This window comes from Pseudomonas sp. JL23 (assembly GCF_056933585.1).
In genome coordinates this window covers 5,062,022-5,084,834 of sequence record NZ_CM167795.1, presented here as the reverse complement: position 1 = coordinate 5,084,834, position 22,813 = coordinate 5,062,022, and the positions used below count along the sequence as shown (strand labels likewise).

The 22,813-nt window shown below is 59.8% G+C and carries 14 protein-coding genes and 1 pseudogene; 9 read left to right on the top strand and 6 right to left on the bottom strand.

Annotated elements, in window-relative coordinates; all coding sequences use genetic code 11:
* Window positions 1-153: 153 nt before the first annotated feature.
* Window positions 154-513 (bottom strand): hypothetical protein, encoded by a 360-nt coding sequence (locus AC1Z24_RS23435; protein ID WP_483742910.1) that lies wholly within the window; start codon window positions 511-513, stop codon window positions 154-156.
* A 462-nt stretch (window positions 514-975) separates the two neighbouring features.
* On the opposite strand from AC1Z24_RS23435, the gene AC1Z24_RS23430 reads away from it, so the two are divergent.
* Complete coding sequence (locus AC1Z24_RS23430) at window positions 976-5,832, top strand: NAD-glutamate dehydrogenase (RefSeq protein WP_483742909.1); 4,857 nt, start codon at window positions 976-978, stop codon at window positions 5,830-5,832.
* 279 nt (window positions 5,833-6,111) lie between these two features.
* Here AC1Z24_RS23430 and acnB read toward each other — a convergent pair whose 3' ends face one another.
* Window positions 6,112-8,712 carry a bifunctional aconitate hydratase 2/2-methylisocitrate dehydratase gene (gene acnB, locus AC1Z24_RS23425; RefSeq protein ID WP_483746697.1) on the bottom strand — a complete coding sequence of 867 codons (2,601 nt, stop codon included), beginning with the start codon at window positions 8,710-8,712 and terminating at the stop codon, window positions 6,112-6,114.
* 390 nt (window positions 8,713-9,102) lie between these two features.
* Here acnB and AC1Z24_RS23420 point away from each other — a divergent pair, with 390 nt between their 5' ends.
* Window positions 9,103-9,567, top strand: coding sequence for a DUF1289 domain-containing protein (locus AC1Z24_RS23420; protein WP_483742908.1), 465 nt, complete (start codon window positions 9,103-9,105; stop codon window positions 9,565-9,567).
* A gap of 50 nt (window positions 9,568-9,617) precedes the next feature.
* On the opposite strand, the gene AC1Z24_RS23415 is transcribed toward AC1Z24_RS23420, so the two are convergent.
* The gene (locus AC1Z24_RS23415) at window positions 9,618-10,493 is read right to left on the bottom strand and encodes a universal stress protein (RefSeq protein ID WP_483742907.1); all 876 of its coding nucleotides are present in this window, start codon (window positions 10,491-10,493) and stop codon (window positions 9,618-9,620) included.
* Between the two features lie 164 nt (window positions 10,494-10,657).
* On the opposite strand from AC1Z24_RS23415, the gene AC1Z24_RS23410 reads away from it, so the two are divergent.
* From AC1Z24_RS23410 to AC1Z24_RS23390, 5 genes are all read left to right on the top strand, one after another.
* The gene (locus tag AC1Z24_RS23410; RefSeq protein ID WP_483742906.1) at window positions 10,658-11,272 is read left to right on the top strand and encodes a MiaE family protein; all 615 of its coding nucleotides are present in this window, start codon (window positions 10,658-10,660) and stop codon (window positions 11,270-11,272) included.
* Between the two features lie 345 nt (window positions 11,273-11,617).
* Complete coding sequence (locus AC1Z24_RS23405) at window positions 11,618-12,073, top strand: MarR family winged helix-turn-helix transcriptional regulator (protein ID WP_483746696.1); 456 nt, start codon at window positions 11,618-11,620, stop codon at window positions 12,071-12,073.
* Complete coding sequence (locus AC1Z24_RS23400) at window positions 12,070-13,551, top strand: efflux transporter outer membrane subunit (protein WP_483742905.1); 1,482 nt, start codon at window positions 12,070-12,072, stop codon at window positions 13,549-13,551. Before AC1Z24_RS23405 ends, AC1Z24_RS23400 begins: the two co-directional genes overlap by 4 nt.
* Before the next feature lie 10 nt (window positions 13,552-13,561).
* Entirely contained in the window at window positions 13,562-14,800 is a 1,239-nt protein-coding gene (locus AC1Z24_RS23395) for an EmrA/EmrK family multidrug efflux transporter periplasmic adaptor subunit (protein WP_483742904.1), read from the top strand.
* 63 nt (window positions 14,801-14,863) lie between these two features.
* A complete protein-coding gene (locus AC1Z24_RS23390; protein ID WP_259102487.1) occupies window positions 14,864-16,402 on the top strand; it encodes a DHA2 family efflux MFS transporter permease subunit in 1,539 nt (512 codons plus the stop codon).
* A gap of 109 nt (window positions 16,403-16,511) precedes the next feature.
* Here AC1Z24_RS23390 and lpxH read toward each other — a convergent pair whose 3' ends face one another.
* Together lpxH and AC1Z24_RS23380 are read right to left on the bottom strand one after the other, a co-directional pair.
* Window positions 16,512-17,258, bottom strand: coding sequence for a UDP-2,3-diacylglucosamine diphosphatase (gene lpxH, locus AC1Z24_RS23385; protein WP_483742903.1), 747 nt, complete (start codon window positions 17,256-17,258; stop codon window positions 16,512-16,514).
* Entirely contained in the window at window positions 17,255-17,758 is a 504-nt protein-coding gene (locus tag AC1Z24_RS23380) for a peptidylprolyl isomerase (RefSeq protein ID WP_259102484.1), read from the bottom strand. Before AC1Z24_RS23380 ends, lpxH begins: the two co-directional genes overlap by 4 nt.
* 215 nt (window positions 17,759-17,973) lie before the next feature.
* Between AC1Z24_RS23380 and AC1Z24_RS23375 the strand changes: the two genes are divergently transcribed.
* Together AC1Z24_RS23375 and cysS are read left to right on the top strand one after the other, a co-directional pair.
* The gene (locus tag AC1Z24_RS23375; protein ID WP_483742902.1) at window positions 17,974-19,668 is read left to right on the top strand and encodes a glutamine--tRNA ligase/YqeY domain fusion protein; all 1,695 of its coding nucleotides are present in this window, start codon (window positions 17,974-17,976) and stop codon (window positions 19,666-19,668) included.
* A 10-nt stretch (window positions 19,669-19,678) separates the two neighbouring features.
* Window positions 19,679-21,061, top strand: coding sequence for a cysteine--tRNA ligase (cysS, locus tag AC1Z24_RS23370; RefSeq protein WP_259102481.1), 1,383 nt, complete (start codon window positions 19,679-19,681; stop codon window positions 21,059-21,061).
* A 154-nt stretch (window positions 21,062-21,215) separates the two neighbouring features.
* Here the strand turns inward: cysS and AC1Z24_RS23365 are convergent.
* Window positions 21,216-22,136, bottom strand: a pseudogene (locus tag AC1Z24_RS23365) (sigma-54-dependent Fis family transcriptional regulator); the annotation flags it as partial.
* Window positions 22,137-22,813 lie beyond the last annotated feature (677 nt).

Genomic DNA, 22,813 nt, shown 5'->3' with positions numbered 1-22,813 from the left:
GTTTAAGGCTTACTGCCGAATTCTACAATCAGGTCACGTTGGAGCGAGGCTTGCCCGCGAAGAGGTTGGTTCATTCAGATGACTGTTTGAATCTGAAACACTGCTTTCGCGGGCAAGCCTCGCTCCTACATAGCCTGGTTTCTCTATCAAGACTCAGCCGATCTCGCTGACATAACTGCCCACATCTTTCAGGATCAGGCGCAACGTCCCATCCAGCTCAGCCAGTTCATCGGCGGGCGTGTTGTGAGTGATCTCGTAGCGGGTATCGCCGCCCAGTGGCGCGGCGTCCTCGGCATCGATTTCAACCAGTAGTTGTGTGGGTTTGAGCGTGACTTTCAGGTTGTCGGCGACATGAATGGTGTCGTCACGAAAGGTAATATCGACTTCATCTTCGTCCGGAAACCGCGCCAGCAGGAACAGGTCACCATCGCTGCCGTGGCAACAGACCAGTGCCATGTCATCTTCTTCCTCGTCGCAGGGATTGAAAATGAAGCTGTCGGTGGTCATGTGCATGGTCGTGGTTCCTTCAAGCGTACGTTCGGGCAAAAAGCAATTTTGCCTGTCCTGATTATTTTTTGTCGGCTAATCGCTGCGAGCTTACCAGCCTGCCTGGATACATCCGGAAATTCTCGGCTGGGCGGCACCCGCGAAAAAAACATACCCATCCAGGTGCTCACCCCGCAACACCCTGCAACTTTTCAACCGGGTCCACTTGCAAGCTGATGACTGAATATGTCGCAGCATGGCAAGCAACCGCGTGGGTGCAGTCGTTAAGCTGGAAGGTAGATGAGCGGTAGCGTCAATGCGTGCGCTTTTTCGTTGCCAATCTCGCAATTTGAATGTGACGAGTCGTTCGCGGCAAGCGTTAGTTCTTTGGCCTATGCTGCGCTTCTGCCCGTTCACCCAGGCGCAGCATGCGCAGGCAACACTTCCTTCAAGCTTCCTCTCTAAAAAAGCACAAGCGGAGTACCTCAGATGGCGTTCTTCACCGCAGCCAGCAAGTCTGACTTCCAGCATCAACTGCAAGCAGCACTGGCGCAGCACATCAGTGAACAGGCACTGCCACAAGTGGCGCTGTTCGCTGAGCAATTTTTCGGCATCATGCCGCTCGATGAGCTGACTCAGCGTCGCCTCTCCGACCTGGTCGGCTGCACACTCTCGGCCTGGCGCCTGCTTGAGCGCTTCGAGCCCGCCCAGCCACAGGTGCGTGTCTACAACCCGGATTACGAGCGTCACGGCTGGCAATCGACCCATACCGCCGTTGAAGTCCTGCATCACGACCTGCCGTTCCTGGTGGATTCGGTGCGTACCGAGCTCAATCGTCGCGGCTACAGCATCCATACCCTGCAAACCACTGTGCTGAGCGTGCGTCGCGGCAGCCAGGGCGAGTTGCTCGAAGTGCTGCCAAAAAGCAGTGCCGGTGCCGACGTCAAGCAAGAGTCGCTGATGTACCTGGAGATCGACCGCTGTGCCAATGCCAGCGAGTTGAACGTGCTGGCTCGCGAGTTGGAGCAGGTGCTCAGCGAAGTGCGGGTGGCCGTCGAAGACTTTGAGCCGATGAAGGCCAAGCTGCATGAACTGCTGGCCGGGATCGATAGCAGTGCGTATCAGGTTGATGGCGAAGAGAAGGAGGAGATCAAGGCCTTCCTGCAATGGATGGTCAACAACCACTTCACTTTCCTCGGCTACGAAGAGTTCACCGTCAGCAGCGAAGCCGATGGCGGCCAGCTCGAGTACGACCCGTCTTCGTTCCTCGGTCTGACCAAACTGCTGCGCGTCGGCCTGAGCAAGGACGACCTGCATATCGAAGGCTATGCGGTTAATTACCTCAACGAGCCGATGCTGCTGTCCTTTGCCAAGGCCGCGCATCCGAGCCGTGTGCATCGTCCGGCCTACCCGGACTACGTATCGATCCGTCAGATCGATGCCGACGGCAAGGTGATCAAAGAATGCCGTTTCATGGGCCTGTACACCTCCTCGGTGTATGGCGAGAGCGTGCGGGTCATTCCGTACATTCGCCGCAAGGTCGCCGAAGTCGAGCGCCGTTCCGGCTTCGACGCCAAGGCGCACCTGGGCAAGGAACTGGCTCAGGTGGTCGAAGTGCTGCCTCGTGACGACCTGTTCCAGACCCCGGTAGACGAGCTGTTCAACACCGTGATGTCCATCGTGCAGATCCAGGAGCGCAACAAGATTCGCGTGTTCCTGCGCAAAGACCCCTACGGACGTTTCTGCTACTGCCTGGCCTATGTGCCGCGCGACATCTACTCCACCGAAGTGCGACAGAAGATCCAGCAGGTGCTGATGGAGCGCCTCAAGGCCAGCGACTGCGAGTTCTGGACCTTCTTCTCCGAGTCGGTACTGGCCCGTGTGCAGTTGATCCTGCGCGTGGACCCGAAGGTGACTCTGGACATTGACCCGCTGCAGCTGGAAAACGAAGTGATCCAGGCCTGCCGCTCGTGGAAGGACGACTACGCCAGCCTGGTCGTGGAGAGCTTCGGCGAAGCCCATGGCACCAATGTCCTGGCCGACTTCCCGAAAGGCTTCCCGGCAGGTTATCGCGAGCGTTTCGCCGCCCACTCGGCGGTAGTCGACCTGCAACATCTGCTCAGTCTGAACGATGCCAATCCGCTGGTCATGAGCTTCTACCAGCCACTGTCTGGCGACAAGGCACAGCTGCATTGCAAGCTGTACCATGCCGATACCCCGCTGGCGCTGTCCGACGTACTGCCGATCCTGGAAAACCTCGGGCTGCGCGTGCTGGGAGAATTTCCGTATCGCCTGCATCACAGCAATGGCCGCGAATTCTGGATTCATGACTTCGCCTTTACCTATGGCGAAGGGCTGAACCTGGATATCCAGCAGCTCAACGACACCCTGCAGGACGCCTTCGTCCATATCGTTCGCGGCGATGCCGAGAACGATGCATTCAACCGTCTGGTGCTCACTGCCGGCCTGCCGTGGCGTGACGTGGCACTGCTGCGTGCCTATGCCCGCTACCTGAAGCAGATTCGCCTGGGCTTCGACCTGGGCTATATCGCCAGCACCCTGAACAACCACACCGATATCGCCCGCGAGCTGACGCGTCTGTTCAAGACCCGTTTCTATCTGGCGCGCAAGCTTGGCACCGATGATCTGGACGACAAGCAACAGCGTCTGGAACAGGCCATTCTCAGTGCCCTGGACGACGTTCAGGTGCTCAACGAAGACCGCATTCTGCGTCGCTACCTGGACCTGATCCGCGCCACCGTGCGGACCAACTTCTATCAGCCTGACGCCAATGGCCAGAGCAAGAGCTATTTCAGCTTCAAGTTCAATCCGCGCCTGATCCCTGAACTGCCAAAACCGGTGCCGAAGTTCGAGATCTTCGTCTACAGCCCCCGTGTTGAAGGCGTGCACTTGCGCTTCGGCAACGTCGCCCGTGGCGGCCTGCGCTGGTCCGACCGTGAAGAGGACTTCCGTACCGAAGTGCTGGGCCTGGTTAAAGCCCAGCAAGTAAAGAACTCGGTCATTGTGCCGGTGGGCGCCAAGGGCGGCTTCCTGCCCCGTCGCTTGCCGACTACCGGCAGCCGCGACGAGGTTCAGGCAGAGGCGATCGCCTGCTACCGCATCTTCATTTCCGGCCTGCTGGATATCACCGACAACCTCAAGGAAGGCGAACTGGTGCCGCCGGCCAACGTCGTGCGTCATGACGACGATGACCCGTACCTGGTAGTGGCAGCGGACAAGGGCACTGCAACCTTCTCCGACATCGCCAACGGCATTGCCATCGACTACGGCTTCTGGCTCGGCGATGCCTTCGCCTCGGGCGGCTCGGCCGGTTATGACCACAAGAAGATGGGCATTACCGCCAAAGGCGCCTGGGTCGGCGTGCAGCGTCACTTCCGTGAACGCAATATCAACGTGCAGAAAGACAGCATCAGTGTGATTGGCATTGGCGACATGGCCGGTGACGTATTCGGCAACGGCCTGTTGATGTCGGACAAACTGCAGATGGTCGCCGCTTTCAACCACCTGCATATCTTTATCGATCCGAATCCGGAGCCGGCCAGCAGCTTCGCCGAGCGTCAGCGTCTGTATGACCTGCCGCGTTCGGCCTGGACCGACTACGACACCAGCATCATGTCGGCCGGTGGCGGCATCTTCCCGCGTAGCGCGAAGAGCATTGCCATCACCCCGGAAATGAAGCAGCGCTTCGATATCAGTGCCGACAAGCTGACCCCGACCGAACTGATGCACGCGCTGCTCAAGGCACCGGTGGATCTGTTGTGGAACGGCGGTATCGGTACTTACGTCAAGGCCAGCAGCGAGACCCACGCAGACGTCGGTGACAAGGCCAACGATGCGCTGCGGGTCAACGGTAACGAGCTGCGCTGCAAGGTGGTGGGCGAGGGCGGTAACCTGGGCATGACCCAGCTCGGCCGCGTCGAGTTCGGCCTGCTGGGCGGCGCGACCAATACCGACTTCATCGACAACGCCGGTGGTGTGGACTGCTCCGACCACGAAGTGAACATCAAGATCCTGCTCAACGAAGTGGTGCAGGCCGGCGACATGACCGAGAAGCAGCGTAACCAGCTGATGGAAGGCATGACCGACGAAGTGGGCAATCTGGTCCTCGGCAACAACTACAAGCAGACCCAGGCCCTGTCCCTGGCTGCCCGTCGCGCCTACGAGCGCATCGCCGAGTACAAACGCCTGATTGCTGACCTGGAAGCCCGTGGCAAGCTGGATCGCGCCATCGAGTTCCTGCCGAACGACGAGCAACTCAACGAGCGCGTCGCGGCGGGCAAGGGGCTGACCCGTCCTGAGCTGTCGGTGCTGATCTCCTACAGCAAGATCGAGCTCCAGCAAGCGCTGCTCGACTCCCGCGTGCCGGATGATGATTATCTGGCTCGCGACATGGAAACCGCCTTCCCGCCATCCCTCGGCGCGAAATACGGCAGTGCCATGCGTCAGCACCGTCTGAAGCGCGAAATCGTCAGCACCCAGATCGCCAACGACCTGGTCAACCACATGGGCATCACCTTTGTGCAGCGACTCAAAGAGTCGACCGGCATGAGCGCGGCGAATGTCGCCGGTGCCTATGTGATCGTGCGCGATATCTTCCACCTGCCGCACTGGTTCCGTCAGATCGAGGCGCTGGACTACAACGTCCCGGCTGAAATCCAGCTGGCGTTGATGGACGAGCTGATGCGCCTGGGTCGTCGTGCTACGCGCTGGTTCCTGCGCAGCCGTCGCAACGAACTGGATGCCGGTCGTGATGTGGCTCACTTCGGTCCGCATATCGCGGCCCTGGGTCTGAAACTCGATGAACTGCTTGAAGGGGAAACCCGTCAGGTCTGGCAGACCCGCTATCAGGAATACGTCGATGCTGGCGTGCCTGAGTTGCTGGCGCGGATGGTGGCGGGCACGACCCACCTCTACACCCTGCTGCCGATCATCGAAGCGTCGGACGTTACCGGGCAGAACGCGGCCGAAGTGGCCAAGGTCTACTTCGCCGTCGGCAGCGCCCTGGACGTAACCTGGTACCTGCAACAGATCAGCAACCTGCCGGTGGAAAACAACTGGCAGGCGCTGGCGCGGGAAGCATTCCGCGACGATATCGACTGGCAACAACGGGCGATCACCGTCTCGGTCCTGCAAATGCCCGACGGCCCTGCCGATGTCGAAGAGCGCCTGAACCTGTGGCTGGAACAGCACAAGGCAATGGTTGATCGCTGGCGCGCCATGCTGGTCGAACTGCGTGCCGCCAGCGGCACCGACTACGCCATGTACGCCGTAGCCAACCGCGAACTGCTCGATCTTGCCATGAGCGGGCAGGTTGCGGTGGTTTGAGGATGTAGCTTAAAGCGGTAAACGAAAGCCCTGCATCGAGAGATGCGGGGCTTTTTTTTGCCTCGCTTCAGTGGGCTGTTGCACCGCGCGATCTATGGGAGCAATTTGTGGGAGCGAATTTATTCGCGAAAGCGGTATTTCAGACGATATAAGTGCGTCGAATGTACCGGCCTCTTCGCGAATGAATTCGCTCCCACCCCTTTCCTTCCACTCAAAGGAAGACAGGCAATAAAAAACCCCGTCACCAGGACGGGGTTTTTTTAACGCTGGATTTCGTGATTAAGCTTGAACGACCGGGATATTGGCGTTCGCAGCAGCTTCACGGAACTCGGCGATCTGATCGAAGCTCAGGTAGCGGTACACGTCCGCTGCCATGGTGTCGATCTGGTTCGCGTAGCCCATGTACTCCTCGACGGTCGGCAGGCGACCGAGGATCGAAGCAACGGACGCCAGCTCGGCCGAGGCCAGGTAGACGTTCGCGCCATCGCCCAGACGGTTGGGGAAGTTACGAGTCGAGGTCGAGACCACGGTAGCGTTAGGTTCAACGCGAGCCTGGTTACCCATGCACAGCGAGCAGCCCGGCATTTCCATGCGCGCGCCAGCCTTGCCGTAGATGCCGTAGTAGCCTTCTTCGGTCAGTTGATGAGCGTCCATCTTGGTCGGCGGCGACAGCCACAGACGAGTTGGCAGCTGGCCTTTGACCTGATCCAGCAACTTGCCCGCAGCGCGGAAGTGGCCGATGTTGGTCATGCAGGAACCGATGAACACTTCGTCGATCTTCTCGCCTTGTACCGAAGACAGCAGGCGGGCATCGTCCGGGTCGTTCGGCGCGCAGAGCACAGGCTCTTTGACGTCGGCCAGGTCGATTTCGATGATTTCAGCGTATTCGGCGTCCTTGTCGGCTTCCAGCAGCTCAGGGTTGGCAACCCAGGCTTCCATCGCCTGAGCGCGGCGCTCCAGAGTGCGTGGATCACCGTAACCCTGTTCGATCATCCAGCGCAGCAGGGTGATGTTGGAGTTCAGGTATTCGATGATCGGCTCTTTGGCCAGCTTGATGGTGCAACCGGCAGCCGAACGTTCGGCCGAGGCGTCGGACAGCTCGAAAGCCTGTTCGATGCTGAGGTTTTCCAGGCCTTCGATCTCCAGGATGCGACCGGAGAATGCGTTCTTCTTGCCTTTCTTCTCTACGGTCAACAGGCCTTTCTGGATCGCGTAGTAAGGAATGGCATGAACCAGGTCACGCAGGGTGATGCCCGGTTGCAGCTTGCCTTTGAAGCGAACCAGGATCGACTCCGGCATGTCCAGCGGCATGACGCCGGTGGCCGCAGCGAAGGCAACCAGACCGGAACCGGCCGGGAAGGAGATACCGATCGGGAAACGGGTGTGGGAATCACCACCGGTACCGACGGTGTCCGGCAGCAGCATACGGTTCAGCCAGCTGTGGATGATGCCGTCGCCCGGACGCAGGGAAACGCCGCCGCGGGTCATGATGAAGTCAGGCAGGGTGTGGTGGGTCTTGACGTCGATCGGCTTTGGATAAGCCGCGGTATGGCAGAAGGACTGCATGACCAGATCGGTGGAGAAGCCCAGGCACGCCAGGTCTTTCAGTTCATCACGGGTCATTGGACCTGTGGTGTCCTGGGAGCCGACAGTGGTCATCTTCGGTTCGCAGTAGGTACCCGGACGGATGCCTTCTACGCCGCATGCCTTGCCGACCATTTTCTGCGCCAGGGTGAAACCCTTGGTGCTGGCAGCCGGTACGTCAGGCAGCTTGAACAGGGTCGAAGGTGGCAGACCCAGCTCGGCGCGAGCCTTGCTGGTCAGGCCGCGGCCGATGATCAGCGGAATACGGCCACCGGCGCGAACTTCGTCGAGCAGGACCGGGGTCTTCATTTCGAAGGTAGCCAAGACTTCGTCGCTGTCGTGCTTGGTGACTTTGCCTTCGTACGGGTAAACGTCGATCACGTCGCCCATGTTCAGCTTGGTAACGTCGAATTCGATTGGCAGAGCGCCAGCATCTTCCATGGTGTTGTAGAAGATTGGAGCGATCTTGCTGCCGAAGCAGAAGCCACCGGCGCGCTTGTTCGGTACGTAAGGAACGTCGTCGCCGAAGAACCACAGCACCGAGTTGGTTGCCGATTTACGCGACGAACCGGTACCGACTACGTCACCGACGTAGGCGATCGGGAAGCCGTCGTTGCGCATCTGCTCGATTTGTTTCATCGGGCCGATGGAGCCCTGGACGTCCGGAACGATGCCGTCACGGGCCATTTTCAACATGGCCAGGGCGTGCAGCGGGATGTCAGGACGGGACCAGGCATCCGGTGCCGGGGACAGGTCGTCGGTGTTGGTTTCGCCGGTGACCTTGAAGACGCGCAGGCTGATCTTGTCGGCCAGGGTAGGGCGCTTCTGGAACCACTCGCCGTCGGCCCAGGATTGCAGGACGCCTTGGGCGTGAGCGTTGCCGTTCTTGGCTTTTTCAGCCACGTCGTGGAACGCATCGAACATCAGCAGCGTGTGCTTGAGTTGTTCGGCGGCTACTGGCGCCAGGTCGGCGTCGTCCAGCAGACCGACCAGCGTCACGATGTTGTAGCCACCTTGCATGGTGCCCAACAGTTCAGTGGCGCGCTTTTTATCGATCAACGGAGAGGTTGCTTCGCCTTTGGCGAGTGCGGAGAGGAAGCCGGCCTTTACATAGGCTGCTTCGTCCACTCCAGGCGGTACGCGGTTGGTGATCAGGTCGACAAGGAAAGCTTCTTCACCAGCCGGAGGATTTTTCAGCAGCTCAATAAGGCCAGCTGTTTGTTCGGCGTTAAGCGGCTGGGGCACGATACCCTGGGCGGCACGCTCTTCGATGTGTTTACGGTAGGCTTCAAGCACAGTTATTACCCTCATCAGTGGTCCCAAATGGGTGTCCGGGACGCTCATCCAGAAATTGCCCATACCCTCTGTATTAAAGGCTTTTTGAGCCTGGTTACCAGGGTGCGGCAATCTCCAACAGAAGCTGTTTTCAAAGTTTTACGCCTGCATCACGGTTTTGGGGAGGGGACGCAGGCGAACCTGCGTCAAACCGGAACTGCCGGGTTAACTTGACTGTGCTCGTGACGCTTTGAAAACAGCTTCCAACGGACATTTGCGCCTTAAAAGGCCCGGTGATTCTACGGCATATCTTTGCCAAAGGTAAGTTGGCTAAAGAATCTTCGGGGGTGATCGTCTTTAGACAAAGGGCTAAGATGGGGATCTGTTTCTCCTGCCCCACCCTGGTCCAGCATGCCCAATCAAACCATCAAAACCCCCTGCGTCGGCCTTTGCTCCACTGTTTACGGGGATCTGGTGTGTCGTGGCTGCAAGCGTTTCCATCACGAAGTGATCCACTGGAACGGCTATAACGAGGACGAAAAAAGGGCGGTGTGGCTGCGTCTGGAGCAGTTGCTGGTGCAGGTCATGACCGCCAAGGTTGAAGTGTTCGATGCACAAAAACTGCGCCAGCAGCTGGAACAGCGGCAGATTCGCTTCGTGCCCCATCAGTCCGAATATTGCTGGGCCTACCAGTTGATCGCCCGCGGTGCTCGGATGATCAGCCAGTTGGAAGCCTATGGTCTGGTGCTGATGCCGGAATTTCGCGACTGGGAGCTGCCGCAATTGCGCGATGCCATTGATCGCGAGTTTTTCCTGCTGTCGGAGGCCCATTATCAGCGTTATATCGCCCCGGCGTTTTTGCGTGATGCCATATAGGGGGGGGGCTGTATCCGCCTGGTGGGACCGGCTTTCACCCGTCTCGCCATTCAGGATGCCGCCAACTCTGCCTCCAGATGCCCGATAAACTCATCGGTCTTGAGCACCAGCACATCCCCTTCCAGCGAATCGAGCACCACTTCGGCGGTATTGCCGATCAGTGCGCCCGCGATGCCGCTGCGGGCCACGGTGCCGATGACGGTGACCACGGCATCGAGCTTATGGGCGGTGTAGGGAATCAGCACGTCGGCGGCACCCTCGGCGATATGCAGGTGTTGGTCGTCGATATCGAACTCTTGCTGAAACGCCTGGCACTGTTCGCGATAGGTCGCGGCAAGATCTTGCGTGGGCGGGTAGAGCGGGTCTGCGGCCGACAGCATGGGTGACGGATGGGCGGCTATCACATGCAGAGAGCCCTTGGCCAGGCTGGCGATATCAAAGCCGTGATCAACGATGTCGAAGTGCAGTTGCTTGTGCTGTTCGTCGCGGTTGCCGACGTCGACGGCAGCCAGGATTACGCCTCCGTGCCAGGGCCTGTCACTCTTGACCATCAGTACCGGAGCGGGGCACTGGCGCAGCAGTTTCCAGTCTTCGGGTGTCAGCAGGGCTTTTTTCAGCGGGTTGTCCGGGAAGTGCTGTTTGATCACCAGGCCGCAGCCTTCGGCCTGTTGCGAGCGAATAATGGTCTCGTGCACCGAGTGATGCCAGTTCTGCTCAATCGAGACGCTGAAGTCATCGGCCTGCAGGTCGGCCAGCAGTCGTTTCAGGGCGGCGCTGTGATCGTACTTTTTATCGCAGATCAACAGATGCAGATGGGCGTTGGTTACCCCTGCAATGAGACAGGCACGATCCAGTGCCAAGCTTTCGTCGGCGTCCTTCTCCAGTGTCGGTTCAAGGACTACAAGCAGACTGTGGATGGATTGCATGACGGGCTCTCCTGTCTGACATCGCGATGCGTGCTTTCACTATAGATGGCTCCGCCCATCTGTGACGTTGATCCAGATCAGCGCCCACAAGCGCAAAGACACTGGCCCTGTGGCGCCGCCCTCGTATAATGCTGCGCCTTGCCCATCCTCTTACTTGTGAAGCCATGTTCCCGATCCCTGAAATCGAAGCCTTCCTGCTCTGCCGTACCCCCGACAGCTGGGTGCAGGCGGCACTGCAAAACCTTGACATCCTGTTGATCGACCATGCCAACAACGAGAAGAAGGCGGCCGGGGCGGCGTTTCAGTTCATGTTCCAGTACAACGACAAGTTCGACCTGCTGAGCAAGATGTCGCGTCTGGCCCGGGAAGAGCTGCGCCATTTCGAGCAAGTGCTGAGCATCATTCGCAAGCGCGAAATTCCCATGGCCAATGTCAGCTCGGCGCGTTACGCCGGGGCCTTGCGCAAGCTGGTGCGCAATCACAACCCCTTCCGCCTGACCGATGCGCTGATTGTCGGCGCTATTGTCGAGGCGCGTTCCTGCGAGCGGTTTGCCGCCCTGGTACCGCATCTGGACGAAGAACTGGGCAAGTTCTACGCCGGTCTGCTCAAGTCCGAGGCCCGTCATTTTCAGGATTACCTGAAGCTGGCCTATGCCTACGGTGAAAAGGCTGATGTCGACGCCAAGATCGAAGAAATTCGCCTGGCCGAGCGTGAGCTGATCGAAAGCCCTGACGAAGAGTTTCGGTTTCACAGTGGAGTGCCTGCCTGGGGCGCTTGAGCAACAGCCACAGACATAGTGTGGGACCGGCTTTAGCCGGGAAGGCTGGGTGAAGTCGATCAATCTCTTGCGCCTTTCATCCCGTCTTCCCGGCCAAAGCCGGTCCCACCCAATACGCGTATGCCCAAAGGCCGGCTCCAGTGAGCTGGCCTTTTTTTTTGCAGAAATTTTGTGCAAAAAAACTGAGCCAATCCCCCCTCTCGTCTGTCGGAGCAGCAATAAGGTTACTAATTGTTTCGTTGACATTAGCTGCCTAGGCAGTAATATCACCATTAATTCCCTGCCTAGGCAGCTTTATGGGTGGTTCACGTGCATTTTTCCCCTGATAATTTCCGCTCCAACCTCATGGGCATGCTGATCGGTCGTACCAACGTGCAGAAAGACCGCCTGCTCGATAAGTATCTGGAGCCCCACGGCGTCACGTCCTCGCAGTTCAAGGTGCTGATCATCATTTCCCAGTTCGGTGCCGATACGCCGGCCGAGCTGTGCCGCAGCCTCTCTCTGGACAGCGGATCGATGACCCGCATGCTCGACCGTCTTGAGCAGAAAGATCTGCTGGCTCGTAACCGCTCCGTCGAAGATCGCCGCCAGGTTCGTCTGGTGCTGACCGAGGGCGGACGCAAACTGACCGACCTGCTGCCAAAAATCGGTGCTGACGCCATGAATGACCTGCTCGGCGTGCTTGACGCCGCCGAAGTGCAGGCACTGGATCAGATCCTGACCAAGGTGCTGCGTTCGGTTGAAGACCCAATCACCATTGCTCGTCTTGAGTCCTTTGCAGCCAAAAAAGGTGACCAATGAACGGCAGGAATTTGCGTGCCAGTTTCAGTCTGCTCGCGTTGGCCTTGAGCCTGGCCGGTTGTGCCAATTACGAAGGGCTGTTGACCAGTGGCAAGGGCGTCGATGCCAAACAACTCCAGGCCAATCAGACCCTGACCGGCGTCACCCTTACGCCTGCGGCCTGGCCTGCCAGTGACTGGTGGAAAAGTCTGGGCGACAGCCAGCTCGACGGCCTGATCGGCGAAGCCCTGCGCGACAGCCCGGACATGCAGGTCGCCAGCGCTCGTACGCATCAGGCCACGGCCGCAGCCTATGCCGCCGATGCCGATCGTATGCCGACCGTGGATGCCAGCGGCAGCGTCAGCCGTTCGCGCCTGGCCAAAGATCAGGACCCGAGCGGGCAGGGCGGTACCCTCAGCACCGTGCGCAGCCTGTCGGCGAGCTTCAATTACAACTTCGATCTCTGGGGTGGTCAGCGCGACGCCTGGGAAGCGGCATTGGGTCAGGCCCGGGCCGCCGAGGTCGATCAGCGTGCGGCACAGCTGACGCTGGCTGCCGACGTTGCCCGCGCCTACAGCAACCTGGCTCACGCCTATGCGGTACGGGATCTGGCCGAAGAGGATCGCAGCCGTACGCAGCAGATGCTCAAGCTCGGTAACCAGCGCCTGAAATCCGGGATCGACAGCCAGTATCAATATCAGCAGACCGAAAGCCTGGCCGCGACCTCGGAAGAACAGTTCATCGACGCGGAGAAAGGCCTGCGCAGCGCCCAGATTGCGCTGTCGGTGCTGCTCGGCAAAGGCCCGGACCGCAGCAACCAGATGGTCCGCCCGAATGTCCTGCAACCGGCCGTGGTTGCGCTGCCATCGACCTTGCCCGCTGAGCTGTTGGGGCGCCGTCCGGACCTGGTTGCCGCGCGCTGGCGTGTGGAAGCAGCGAGCAAGAGCATTGCCGCGAGCAAGACCCGGTTCTATCCGAACCTGAACCTCAGCGCCGCTGCGGGCACCGAGTCGTTGCTCGGTGATGCGCTGTTCGGTTCGGCCAGCCGCTTCTTCAATGTGGCGCCGACCATTTCCCTGCCGCTGTTCGACGGCGGCCGCCTGCGTGCCGACCTCGACGCTCGGGATGCCGACTACGACCTGGCGGTGGCGCAGTACAACAAGAGCCTGATTCAGGCCTTGGGTGATGTCAGTGACGACATCAACCAATTGCGCGCCCTGGAAGGGCAGATCAAGGCGACCCAGCACGCCACCGATGTGATCAAGCAATCCTACGACACCGTGAGCCAGCGCTACGGCTCTGGCATCGGCAACTACCTGGATGTGCTGACCATCGAACAGACTTTGCTGCAATCGCAGCGCCAACTGGCGGATCTCAACGCCGAGCGTATCAATCTGTCGATCCTGTTGATGCAGGCACTCGGTGGCGGCTTCGAGGGCAACGGCCCTGCGCAAGACCAGGCCCCGAACGTCCCTTCAACTGCTTCGCTGACTCATTAAGGTAACTGCCATGGCTACTGCCACTAGCGAAAACAACGCGCCTGCATCGAAAGATGAAAATGCTTCGAAAGAAAAGTCGCCTCAGGAAAAGGCCAAGAGCTCGGGTAAACGCAAGCTCATGCTGCTGATCCTGCTGGTCGTCGTGATCCTGGGTGGCGTAGGCGTGTGGTTCTGGTACGACCTGTACGGTCGCTGGAATGAAAGCACTGATGACGCTTATGTGAACGGCAACGTGGTCGCCGTTACCCCGCTGGTCACCGGCACCGTGGTCAGTATCGGTGCCGATGACGGCGATCTGGTGCGTGAAGGCCAGATGCTCATCCAGTTCGACCCCAGCGATGCCAAGGTCAGCCTGCAAAGCGCCGAGGCCAATCTGGCCAAGACCGTACGCCAGGTGCGCGGCCTGTACAGCAATGTCGACGGCCTGAAGGCGCAGTTGGCCGCCCAGCGTGCCGAAGTGCAGAAGAATCAGGACAACTACAACCGTCGGCGCAATCTGGCGGCGGGCGGAGCGATTTCCCAGGAAGAGCTGTCCCACGCCAAGGATGACCTGACCAGCGCGCAGAACGCCCTGAATAATATCCAGCAGCAACTGGTCGGTAGCCAGGCGTTGGTCGATGACACCATCGTTTCGTCCCATCCGGATGTGAAGGCCGCCGCTGCGCAAGTACGTCAGGCTTACCTGAACAATGCCCGCAGCACGCTGATTGCCCCGGTGACCGGTTATGTCGCCAAGCGCACTGTGCAACTGGGTCAGCGGGTTCAGCCGGGTACCACGCTGATGTCGGTGATCCCTCTGGATCAGCTGTGGATCGACGCCAACTTCAAGGAAACCCAACTGCAGAAAATGCGCATTGGCCAGCCAGTGGATATCGAGTCCGATGTGTATGGCAGTGACGTGAAGTTCAGCGGCTCCATCGACAGCATCGGCGCTGGCACCGGCAGTGCGTTCGCCTTACTGCCGGCGCAGAACGCCACCGGTAACTGGATCAAGATCGTCCAGCGCGTGCCGGTGCGGATTCACCTGAATCCCGATCAACTGGCGCGCTACCCGTTGCGTATCGGTCTGTCGACAGTGGTAGACGTCAATCTGCACGACCAAAGCGGGCCGATCCAGGCGCAGAAACCGCCGCAAAAGGCCTCGTTCAGCACCGACATCTACGATCAGCAACTGCAACAGGCCGAAGCCGACATTACCCGCCTGATCCATGAAAACAGCGCCGACAACAGCAAGACCGTGCAGCGCTGAGCCGCCAATCCGTGAGCCCCGGCCGACTGGTCGGGGCGCCGTTCAAGTGTCAAAGGATTCGCGATGAGCGCTAACGCCCCTGCCTCTTTTACGCCTCCCAGTCTGCTGCTGACCACCATCGGCCTGTCGCTGGCGACCTTCATGCAGGTACTCGACACCACTATCGCCAACGTTGCCCTGCCGACCATCGCCGGCAACCTTGGGGTGAGTTCGGAGCAGAGTACCTGGGTGATCACCTCGTTTGCCGTGAGCAACGCGATTGCCTTGCCTTTGACCGGCTGGCTCAGTCGCCGCTTTGGTGAGGTCAAGCTATTCCTCTGGGCGACCATTCTGTTCGTCATGGCTTCTTTCCTCTGCGGCATTTCCACCTCGATGCCCGAGCTGGTGGGCTTTCGCGTGCTGCAAGGCGTGGTCGCCGGGCCGCTGTACCCCATGACCCAGACCCTGTTGATTGCGGTCTACCCTCCGGCCAAGCGGGGGATGGCCCTGGCGCTGCTGGCGATGGTCACGGTGGTGGCGCCGATTGCCGGGCCGATTCTCGGCGGCTGGATCACCGACAGTTACAGCTGGCCGTGGATTTTCTTTATCAACGTGCCGATCGGCCTGTTCGCTGCTTTTGTCGTGCGCATGCAGATGGCCGCGCGGCCGGTGACCACCAGTCGCCAGCCGATGGACTATATCGGCCTGATCAGTCTGATCCTCGGGGTCGGCGCCCTGCAGATCGTGCTCGACAAGGGCAACGACCTGGACTGGTTCGAGTCCAACTTCATCATTATCGGCTCGGTGATCTCGGCGATCTTCCTGGCGGTGTTCGTTATCTGGGAAATGACCGACAAACACCCCATCGTCAATCTGCGTCTGTTTGCCTACCGTAACTTCCGTTTCGGCACCATTACCCTGGTCGGCGGTTATTCGGCGTTCTTCGGCATCAACCTGCTGCTGCCGCAGTGGTTGCAGACCCAGATGGGCTACACGGCGACCTATGCCGGGCTGGCGGTGGCGCCGATTGGCGTGTTGCCGGTGTTGATGTCGCCGTTTGTCGGCAAATACGCCACGCGCTTCGACCTGAGGGTGTTGGCGGGGCTGGCCTTTCTCGGTCTGGGCATGAGTTGCTTCATGCGCGCGGGTTTCAATACCGATGTGGATTTCGAGCATGTGGCACTGGTGCAGCTATTTATGGGGGCGGGGCTGGCGCTGTTCTTCATGCCGACCCTGACCATCCTGCTGTCCGATCTGCCGCCCAGCCAGATCGCCGACGGCTCCGGGCTGGCGACTTTCCTGCGTAACCTGGGTGGCAGTTTTGCGGCTTCCCTGACCACCTGGATCTGGAGTCGCCGGGCCATCCAGCACCACGCCTATCTGAGCGAAAGCATTACCACCTACGACCCGGCGACCCGGGATGCCCTGACGACCATGGGCGGGGCCAGCCAGTCGGCCTATGCGCGTCTGGAATCGATCATCAGCAGCCAGGCTTACATGCTGTCCACGGTGGATTATTTCTACATGCTGGGCTGGGTGTTCATGGCCTTGATCGCCATCGTCTGGATGGCCAAGCCGCCGTTTGCCGCGAAAGCGGGGCCTGCGGCGGGTGGTGGGCATTGATGGCTTTGAATTAGCTAGGTGGGAGCCGGCTTGCTGGCGATTATGGCGGGTCAGTCGATAAAGATGTCGCCTGTCATGCCGCTATCTCCAGCAAGCTGGCTCCCACATCTCATTCCAATCCGAGATTGCTGTGCTGCACAAAATCAAACGCCGCCAGATTGAACCCCTGTTCATCCACCTGCAATGCCCAGCCCTGACGATCCCAGTCGCCCAGCACGATGCGCTGAGCGGTCTGGTCGTTGACCTGCAGTTTATGAATGGCCGGGCGGTGGGTGTGGCCGTGGATCAGGGTGCGTACGCCGTACTGGCTCATGATCCGCGGCACTTCTTCGGGCGTTACGTCGACGATGTCGTTGGCCTTCATGCGGGTTTGCGCGCGGCTTTCGCTGCGCAGCTTGCGCGCCAGTTTGTGCCGGGTGCGCAGCGGCAGGTGGCGCAGGATCCACAGGGTCAGCGGATGGCGCAGATAGCGGCGCAGACGCATGTAGGCTTCGTCGCGGGTACACAGGCTGTCGCCGTGCATCAGCAGCACGGGCTCGCCATTCATCGGGATGACGCTCGGGTCGTTCAACAACGTGCAGCCAGCCGCCTTGCAAAAGGCCTGGCCGAGCATGAAGTCGCGATTGCCGTGCATCAGGAAAATTTCAGTACCGCTGTCGCTGAGATCGCGCAGGGCCTGGCAGATCGAGCGCTGGAAGGGCGACATGGCGTCGTCGCCGATCCAGGCTTCGAAGAAATCTCCGAGGATATACAGGGCCTTGGCAGTGCGGGCACGCCCGGTCAGCAGATCCAGAAACGCCTGAGTAATGTCCGGGCGTTGCTCCTCAAGATGCAGGTCGGAGATCAGTAAAATCACTCAATGATCTCGGCTTTCTCGATGATCACGTCGTCAGCAGGTACGTCCTGGTGGCCGGACTTGGATGTAGTGGCCACGCCTTTGATCTTGTCGACAACGTCGCTGCCTTCGATCACTTCAGCGAATACTGCGTAGCCCCAGCCCTGCACGTTCTTGCCGGAGTGGTTGAGGAAGGCGTTGTCGGCAACGTTGATGAAGAACTGCGCGGAGGCCGAATGCGGCTCCATGGTACGGGCCATGGCGACCGAGTACTTTTTGTTCGGCAGACCGTTGTCGGCTTCGTTCTGGATGCTTGGGCGCTTGTCTTTCTTTTCTTTCATGCCAGGCTCGAAACCGCCGCCCTGGATCATGAAGTTGCCGATGACGCGGTGGAAAATGGTGTTTTCGTAGTGACCGGCGTTCACGTACTCGATGAAGTTGGCGACGGTGATCGGCGCCTTTTCAGCGTTGAGTTCCAGGACGATATCGCCGTGGTTGGTCGTCAGTTTTACTTTGGACATGTTCGAATCGCTCTTGTGGGGATGCGTGAATGAAGGTTTGGCGTGCATCGCCAGTGCTGCCGATTTAACCCAGGCGCGCAGTTTAAAGGCGTTATTCGTCGAGCGGTAGTTTGGGTTTTCTCACAGCGCCCTGTCAGGGCCTTGACAGCTTGGGCTATGATAGACGTTTTGTTTGGTCGGCCGCCGCTGGCCGCACTAGTATGTCCAAGGATCCCATGAGCAAGCCCACTCAAGACCCCGCTGCGAATTCAAAGGCAGGCCCTGCTATTCCAACCAACTTCCTGCGCCCGATCATTCAGGCCGACCTGGACTCCGGCAAGCACGTCAAGATCGTCACCCGCTTCCCGCCTGAGCCCAATGGTTACCTGCACATCGGCCACGCCAAGTCGATCTGCGTCAACTTCGGCTTGGCCCAGGAGTTCGGCGGCGTCACGCACCTGCGTTTCGACGACACCAACCCGGCCAAGGAAGACCAGGAATACATCGACGCCATTGAAAGCGACGTCAAGTGGCTGGGCTTCGAGTGGGACGGCGCCGTGCGCTATGCCTCGCAGTATTTCGATCAACTGCACGACTGGGCTGTCGAGCTGATCAAGGCAGGCAAGGCTTACGTCGACGACCTGACCCCCGAGCAGGCCCGCGAATACCGTGGCACCCTGACCGAGCCGGGCAAGAACAGCCCGTTCCGCGAGCGCGGCGTCGAGGAAAACCTCGACCTGTTCGCCCGCATGAAGGCCGGTGAGTTCGAAGACGGCAAGCGCGTGCTGCGCGCCAAGATCGATATGGCCTCGCCGAACATGAACCTGCGCGATCCGATCCTGTATCGCATCCGCCACGCTCATCACCACCAGACCGGTGACAAGTGGTGCATCTACCCGATCTACGACTTCACCCACGGTCAGTCGGATGCCATCGAAGGCATCACCCACTCGATCTGCACCCTGGAGTTTGAGAGCCATCGGCCGCTGTACGACTGGTTCCTCGATAACCTGCCGGTGCCGTGCAAGCCGCGCCAGTACGAGTTCTCGCGCCTGAACCTGAACTACACCATCACCAGCAAGCGCAAGCTCAAGCAATTGGTCGATGAGAAGCACGTCAATGGCTGGGACGATCCGCGCATGTCCACGCTGTCGGGCTTCCGCCGCCGTGGCTACACGCCGAAATCGATCCGCAATTTCTGCGAAATGATCGGCACCAACCGTTCCGACGGTGTCGTGGACTTCGGCATGCTTGAATTCAGCATCCGTGACGATCTGGACCACAGCGCCCCCCGCGCCATGTGTGTGCTGCGCCCGCTGAAGGTTGTGATCACCAACTATCCGGAAGGCCAGGTCGATCACCTGGAACTGCCGCGTCACCCGAAAGAAGACCTGGGTGTGCGCAAGCTGCCGTTCTCTCGCGAGATCTATATCGATCGCGACGACTACATGGAAGAGCCGCCAAAGGGCTATAAGCGCCTGGAGCCTAACGGCGAAGTGCGCCTGCGCGGCAGCTATGTGATTCGTGCCGACGAAGCGATCAAGGACGCCGATGGCAATATCGTCGAGCTGCGCTGCTCCTACGATCCGGACACCCTGGGCAAGAACCCCGAGGGCCGTAAGGTCAAGGGCGTGATTCACTGGGTCCCGGCGGCTGAAAGTATCGAATGCGAAGTGCGTCTGTACGATCGCCTGTTCCGCTCGCCAAATCCTGAGAAAGCCGAAGAAGGCGCCAGCTTCCTGGACAACATCAATCCGGACTCCCTGCAAGTACTGACGGGTTGTCGTGCTGAACCATCATTGGGGCAAGCACAGCCGGAAGACCGTTTCCAGTTCGAACGCGAAGGTTATTTCTGCGCGGACATCAAGGACTCCAAACCTGGTCAACCGGTCTTCAACCGCACAGTGACCCTGCGCGATTCCTGGACCTGAGGTTAAGTCATTGCTTTCTATCTACAACACGCTCACCAAGAGCAAAGAAGTCTTCAAGCCGCTGGATGGCAACAAGGTGCGCATGTATGTCTGCGGGATGACTGTGTACGACTACTGCCACCTGGGCCATGGCCGCAGCATGGTGGCTTTTGACCTGGTGACCCGCTGGCTGCGTTTCAGCGGTTATGACCTGACGTACGTGCGCAACATCACCGACATCGACGACAAGATCATCAATCGCGCCCGTGAAAACGGCGAGTCGTTCGAAGCCCTGACCGCGCGCATGATTGACGCCATGCACGAAGACGAAGCCCGGCTGAATATCCTCAAGCCGGACATGGAACCCCGTGCCACCGGGCATATCGCCGGCATGCACGCGATGATCCAGACCCTGATCGACAAGGGCTATGCCTACGCGCCGGGCAATGGCGACGTGTATTACCGCGTCGGCAAGTTCCTCGGCTACGGCAAGCTGTCGCGCAAGAAGATCGAAGACCTGCGCATCGGTGCGCGGATCGAGGTCGACGAATCCAAGGACGATCCGCTGGACTTCGTCCTGTGGAAAGGCGTCAAGCCGGGCGAGCCGAGCTGGGAATCACCCTGGGGCCCGGGGCGTCCGGGCTGGCACATTGAATGCTCGGTAATGTCCACCTGCTGCCTGGGTGAGACTTTCGATATTCATGGCGGCGGCAGCGACCTGGAGTTTCCGCACCATGAAAACGAAATCGCCCAGAGCGAAGCGGCCACCGGCAAGACCTACGCCAATGCCTGGATGCACTGCGGCATGATTCGCATCAATGGCGAGAAGATGTCCAAGTCCTTGAACAACTTCTTCACCATTCGCGACGTGCTGGAGAAATACCATCCGGAAGTGGTGCGTTACCTGCTGGTGTCGAGCCACTACCGCAGCGCGATCAACTACTCCGAAGACAGCCTGAAAGAGTCCAAGGGTGCGCTGGAGCGCTTCTATCACGCCCTCAAGGGTTTGCCGGTGGCTGAGCCTGCCGGTGGCGAGGCGTTGGTCGAGCGTTTCACTGCGGCCATGGACGACGATTTCGGCACGCCGGAAGCCTGCGCGGTGCTGTTCGAGATGGTCCGGGAAATCAACCGCCTGCGTGATACCGATCTGGCCGCTGCGGCAGGTCTGGCGGCACGTCTGAAGCAGTTGGCCAGTGTGCTGGGTGTCTTGCAGCTCGAAGCCGATGACTTCCTGCGTGCCGGTGCTGAGGGCAAGGTCGATGCGGCTGAAGTCGAGGCGCTGATTCAGGCGCGTCTGCAAGCCCGTACCGACAAGAACTGGGCCGAATCCGACCGCATCCGCGACCAGCTCACCGCCATGGGCGTGGTGCTGGAAGACGGCAAGGGCGGGACTACGTGGCGCTTGGCGGATTGATATCCGCCTGACATGCATCAAGCCTGTGCAGACTGTGTGGGACCGGCTTTAGCCGGGAAGACGATATCCAGGACGCCGAATATGTATTGGGTGTACCGACCTCTTCCCGGCTAAAGCCGGTCCCACATTTGCGGGGCAATCCTCGCAGAATTTTTCAGGTGCTTTGTTCGCGCAGGCGCTTGTACAAGGTATTGCGGCTGACTCCCAGCTGCTTTGCCAGCTGTGAAATATTGCCCCCCGCCGCCTGCAACAGGCGGTTCAGATCTTCGGGGTTGTCCAGGCTGGCCTGATTAATGAACGGCTGCGGCACCTGCGAGCGATTGTCTTCCTGATTCAGATCCAGATCGGCAAAAAAGTCTTCCGGTAAATGTTCGGTGCTGATTGGCTCGTCATCGGCCAAGGCCAGGGCGACCTGGATCACGCTGCTCATCTGCCGCAGGTTGCCGGGCCACGGGTGCTGGTCGAACAGTTCCAGCACCTCGGGCTCGAAGCCCGCTACTTGCCAGTCTTCGCGATGTTGATTCCACAGGCGCTGAATCAACGCGGTCTTGTCGCTGCGCTGGCGCAGGGGCGGCAGTTCCAGGTTCAGACCGCTGATGCGGTAGTACAGGTCCTGACGGAAGTGGCCGGACTGCACCTGCTCGCGCAAGGGACGGTTGGTGGCCGAAACCAGACGGATATCCACCGGGAATAACTCGCTGCTGCCCAAGGGCTGCACGCAGCGTTCCTGTAAGACCCGGAGCAGGCGGGCCTGTACGGGCAGGGGCATATCGCCGATTTCATCGAGGAACAGCGTGCCTTTATCGGCCTTGCGGATCAGGCCGATGCTGCCTTTCTGATTAGCCCCGGTAAAAGCGCCACGCTCGTAGCCGAACAGTTCCGACTCCACCAGTTCGGCCGGAATCGCCGCGCAGTTCACCGCAATGAATGGTTGTTCTGCCCGCGACCCGCCCTGATGCAGCGCCTTGACGAACACCTCCTTGCCCACCCCGGTTTCGCCATGGATCAGCACCGGGATGTTCTTTTCAATCAGTTTGCCTGCCTGACGCACGGCCTTCTCTATGCGCGCATCGCCGGGCCCGATGGCGTCCAGAGCAATGCCTGAGGTGCTCGGGGCAGGGCGCGGCGGCGTCAGTGGCTTGACCGAATGCAGGATCCGCGATGAGCGGCCCGGCTGGCGTTGCGGGCGGCGCAGTACGCCGTGGAAACGGTTATGCCCCGAGGCTTGCAGGGCGAAGGGCTGGCCTTCGGTCTTGTCGAGCAGTTGCGCGATGGGCGTCTTGAACAGGTTTTCGATATTGGCCCGCAACAGACTCAGGCCCAGCAGGCTGTCGGCGCGACGGTTGGCGCAGAGGATGCGCCCGCTTTCGTCGAAGATCAGCAGCCCGGCCCACTGGCTGTCGAGGTTGTTCAGGCCGGTATTGAACGTCAGCTGGAAGCAGCCGTCCTGGAATTGATCGAGGATCAGCCGGTTTTCCACCGACTGACTCATCATCCGCACCACGCCCAGGGTGTGGGAGGGCGGCAGGAAGCTGTCGCTGGAGACATCGAGCACCGCGATCACCCGTCGATTGGCGTCGAAAATCGGCGCCGCCGAGCCGGTCATGAAACGGTTGGCCTTGAGAAAGTGTTCGTCGTGCTGGATATGCACGGCCTGCTCGCAGGCCAGGGCGGTGCCGATGGCATTGGTGCCGGTGCCCTGTTCGACCCAACAGGCGCCTGCGACGAAACCCAGGCCCTGGGCCGGATCTA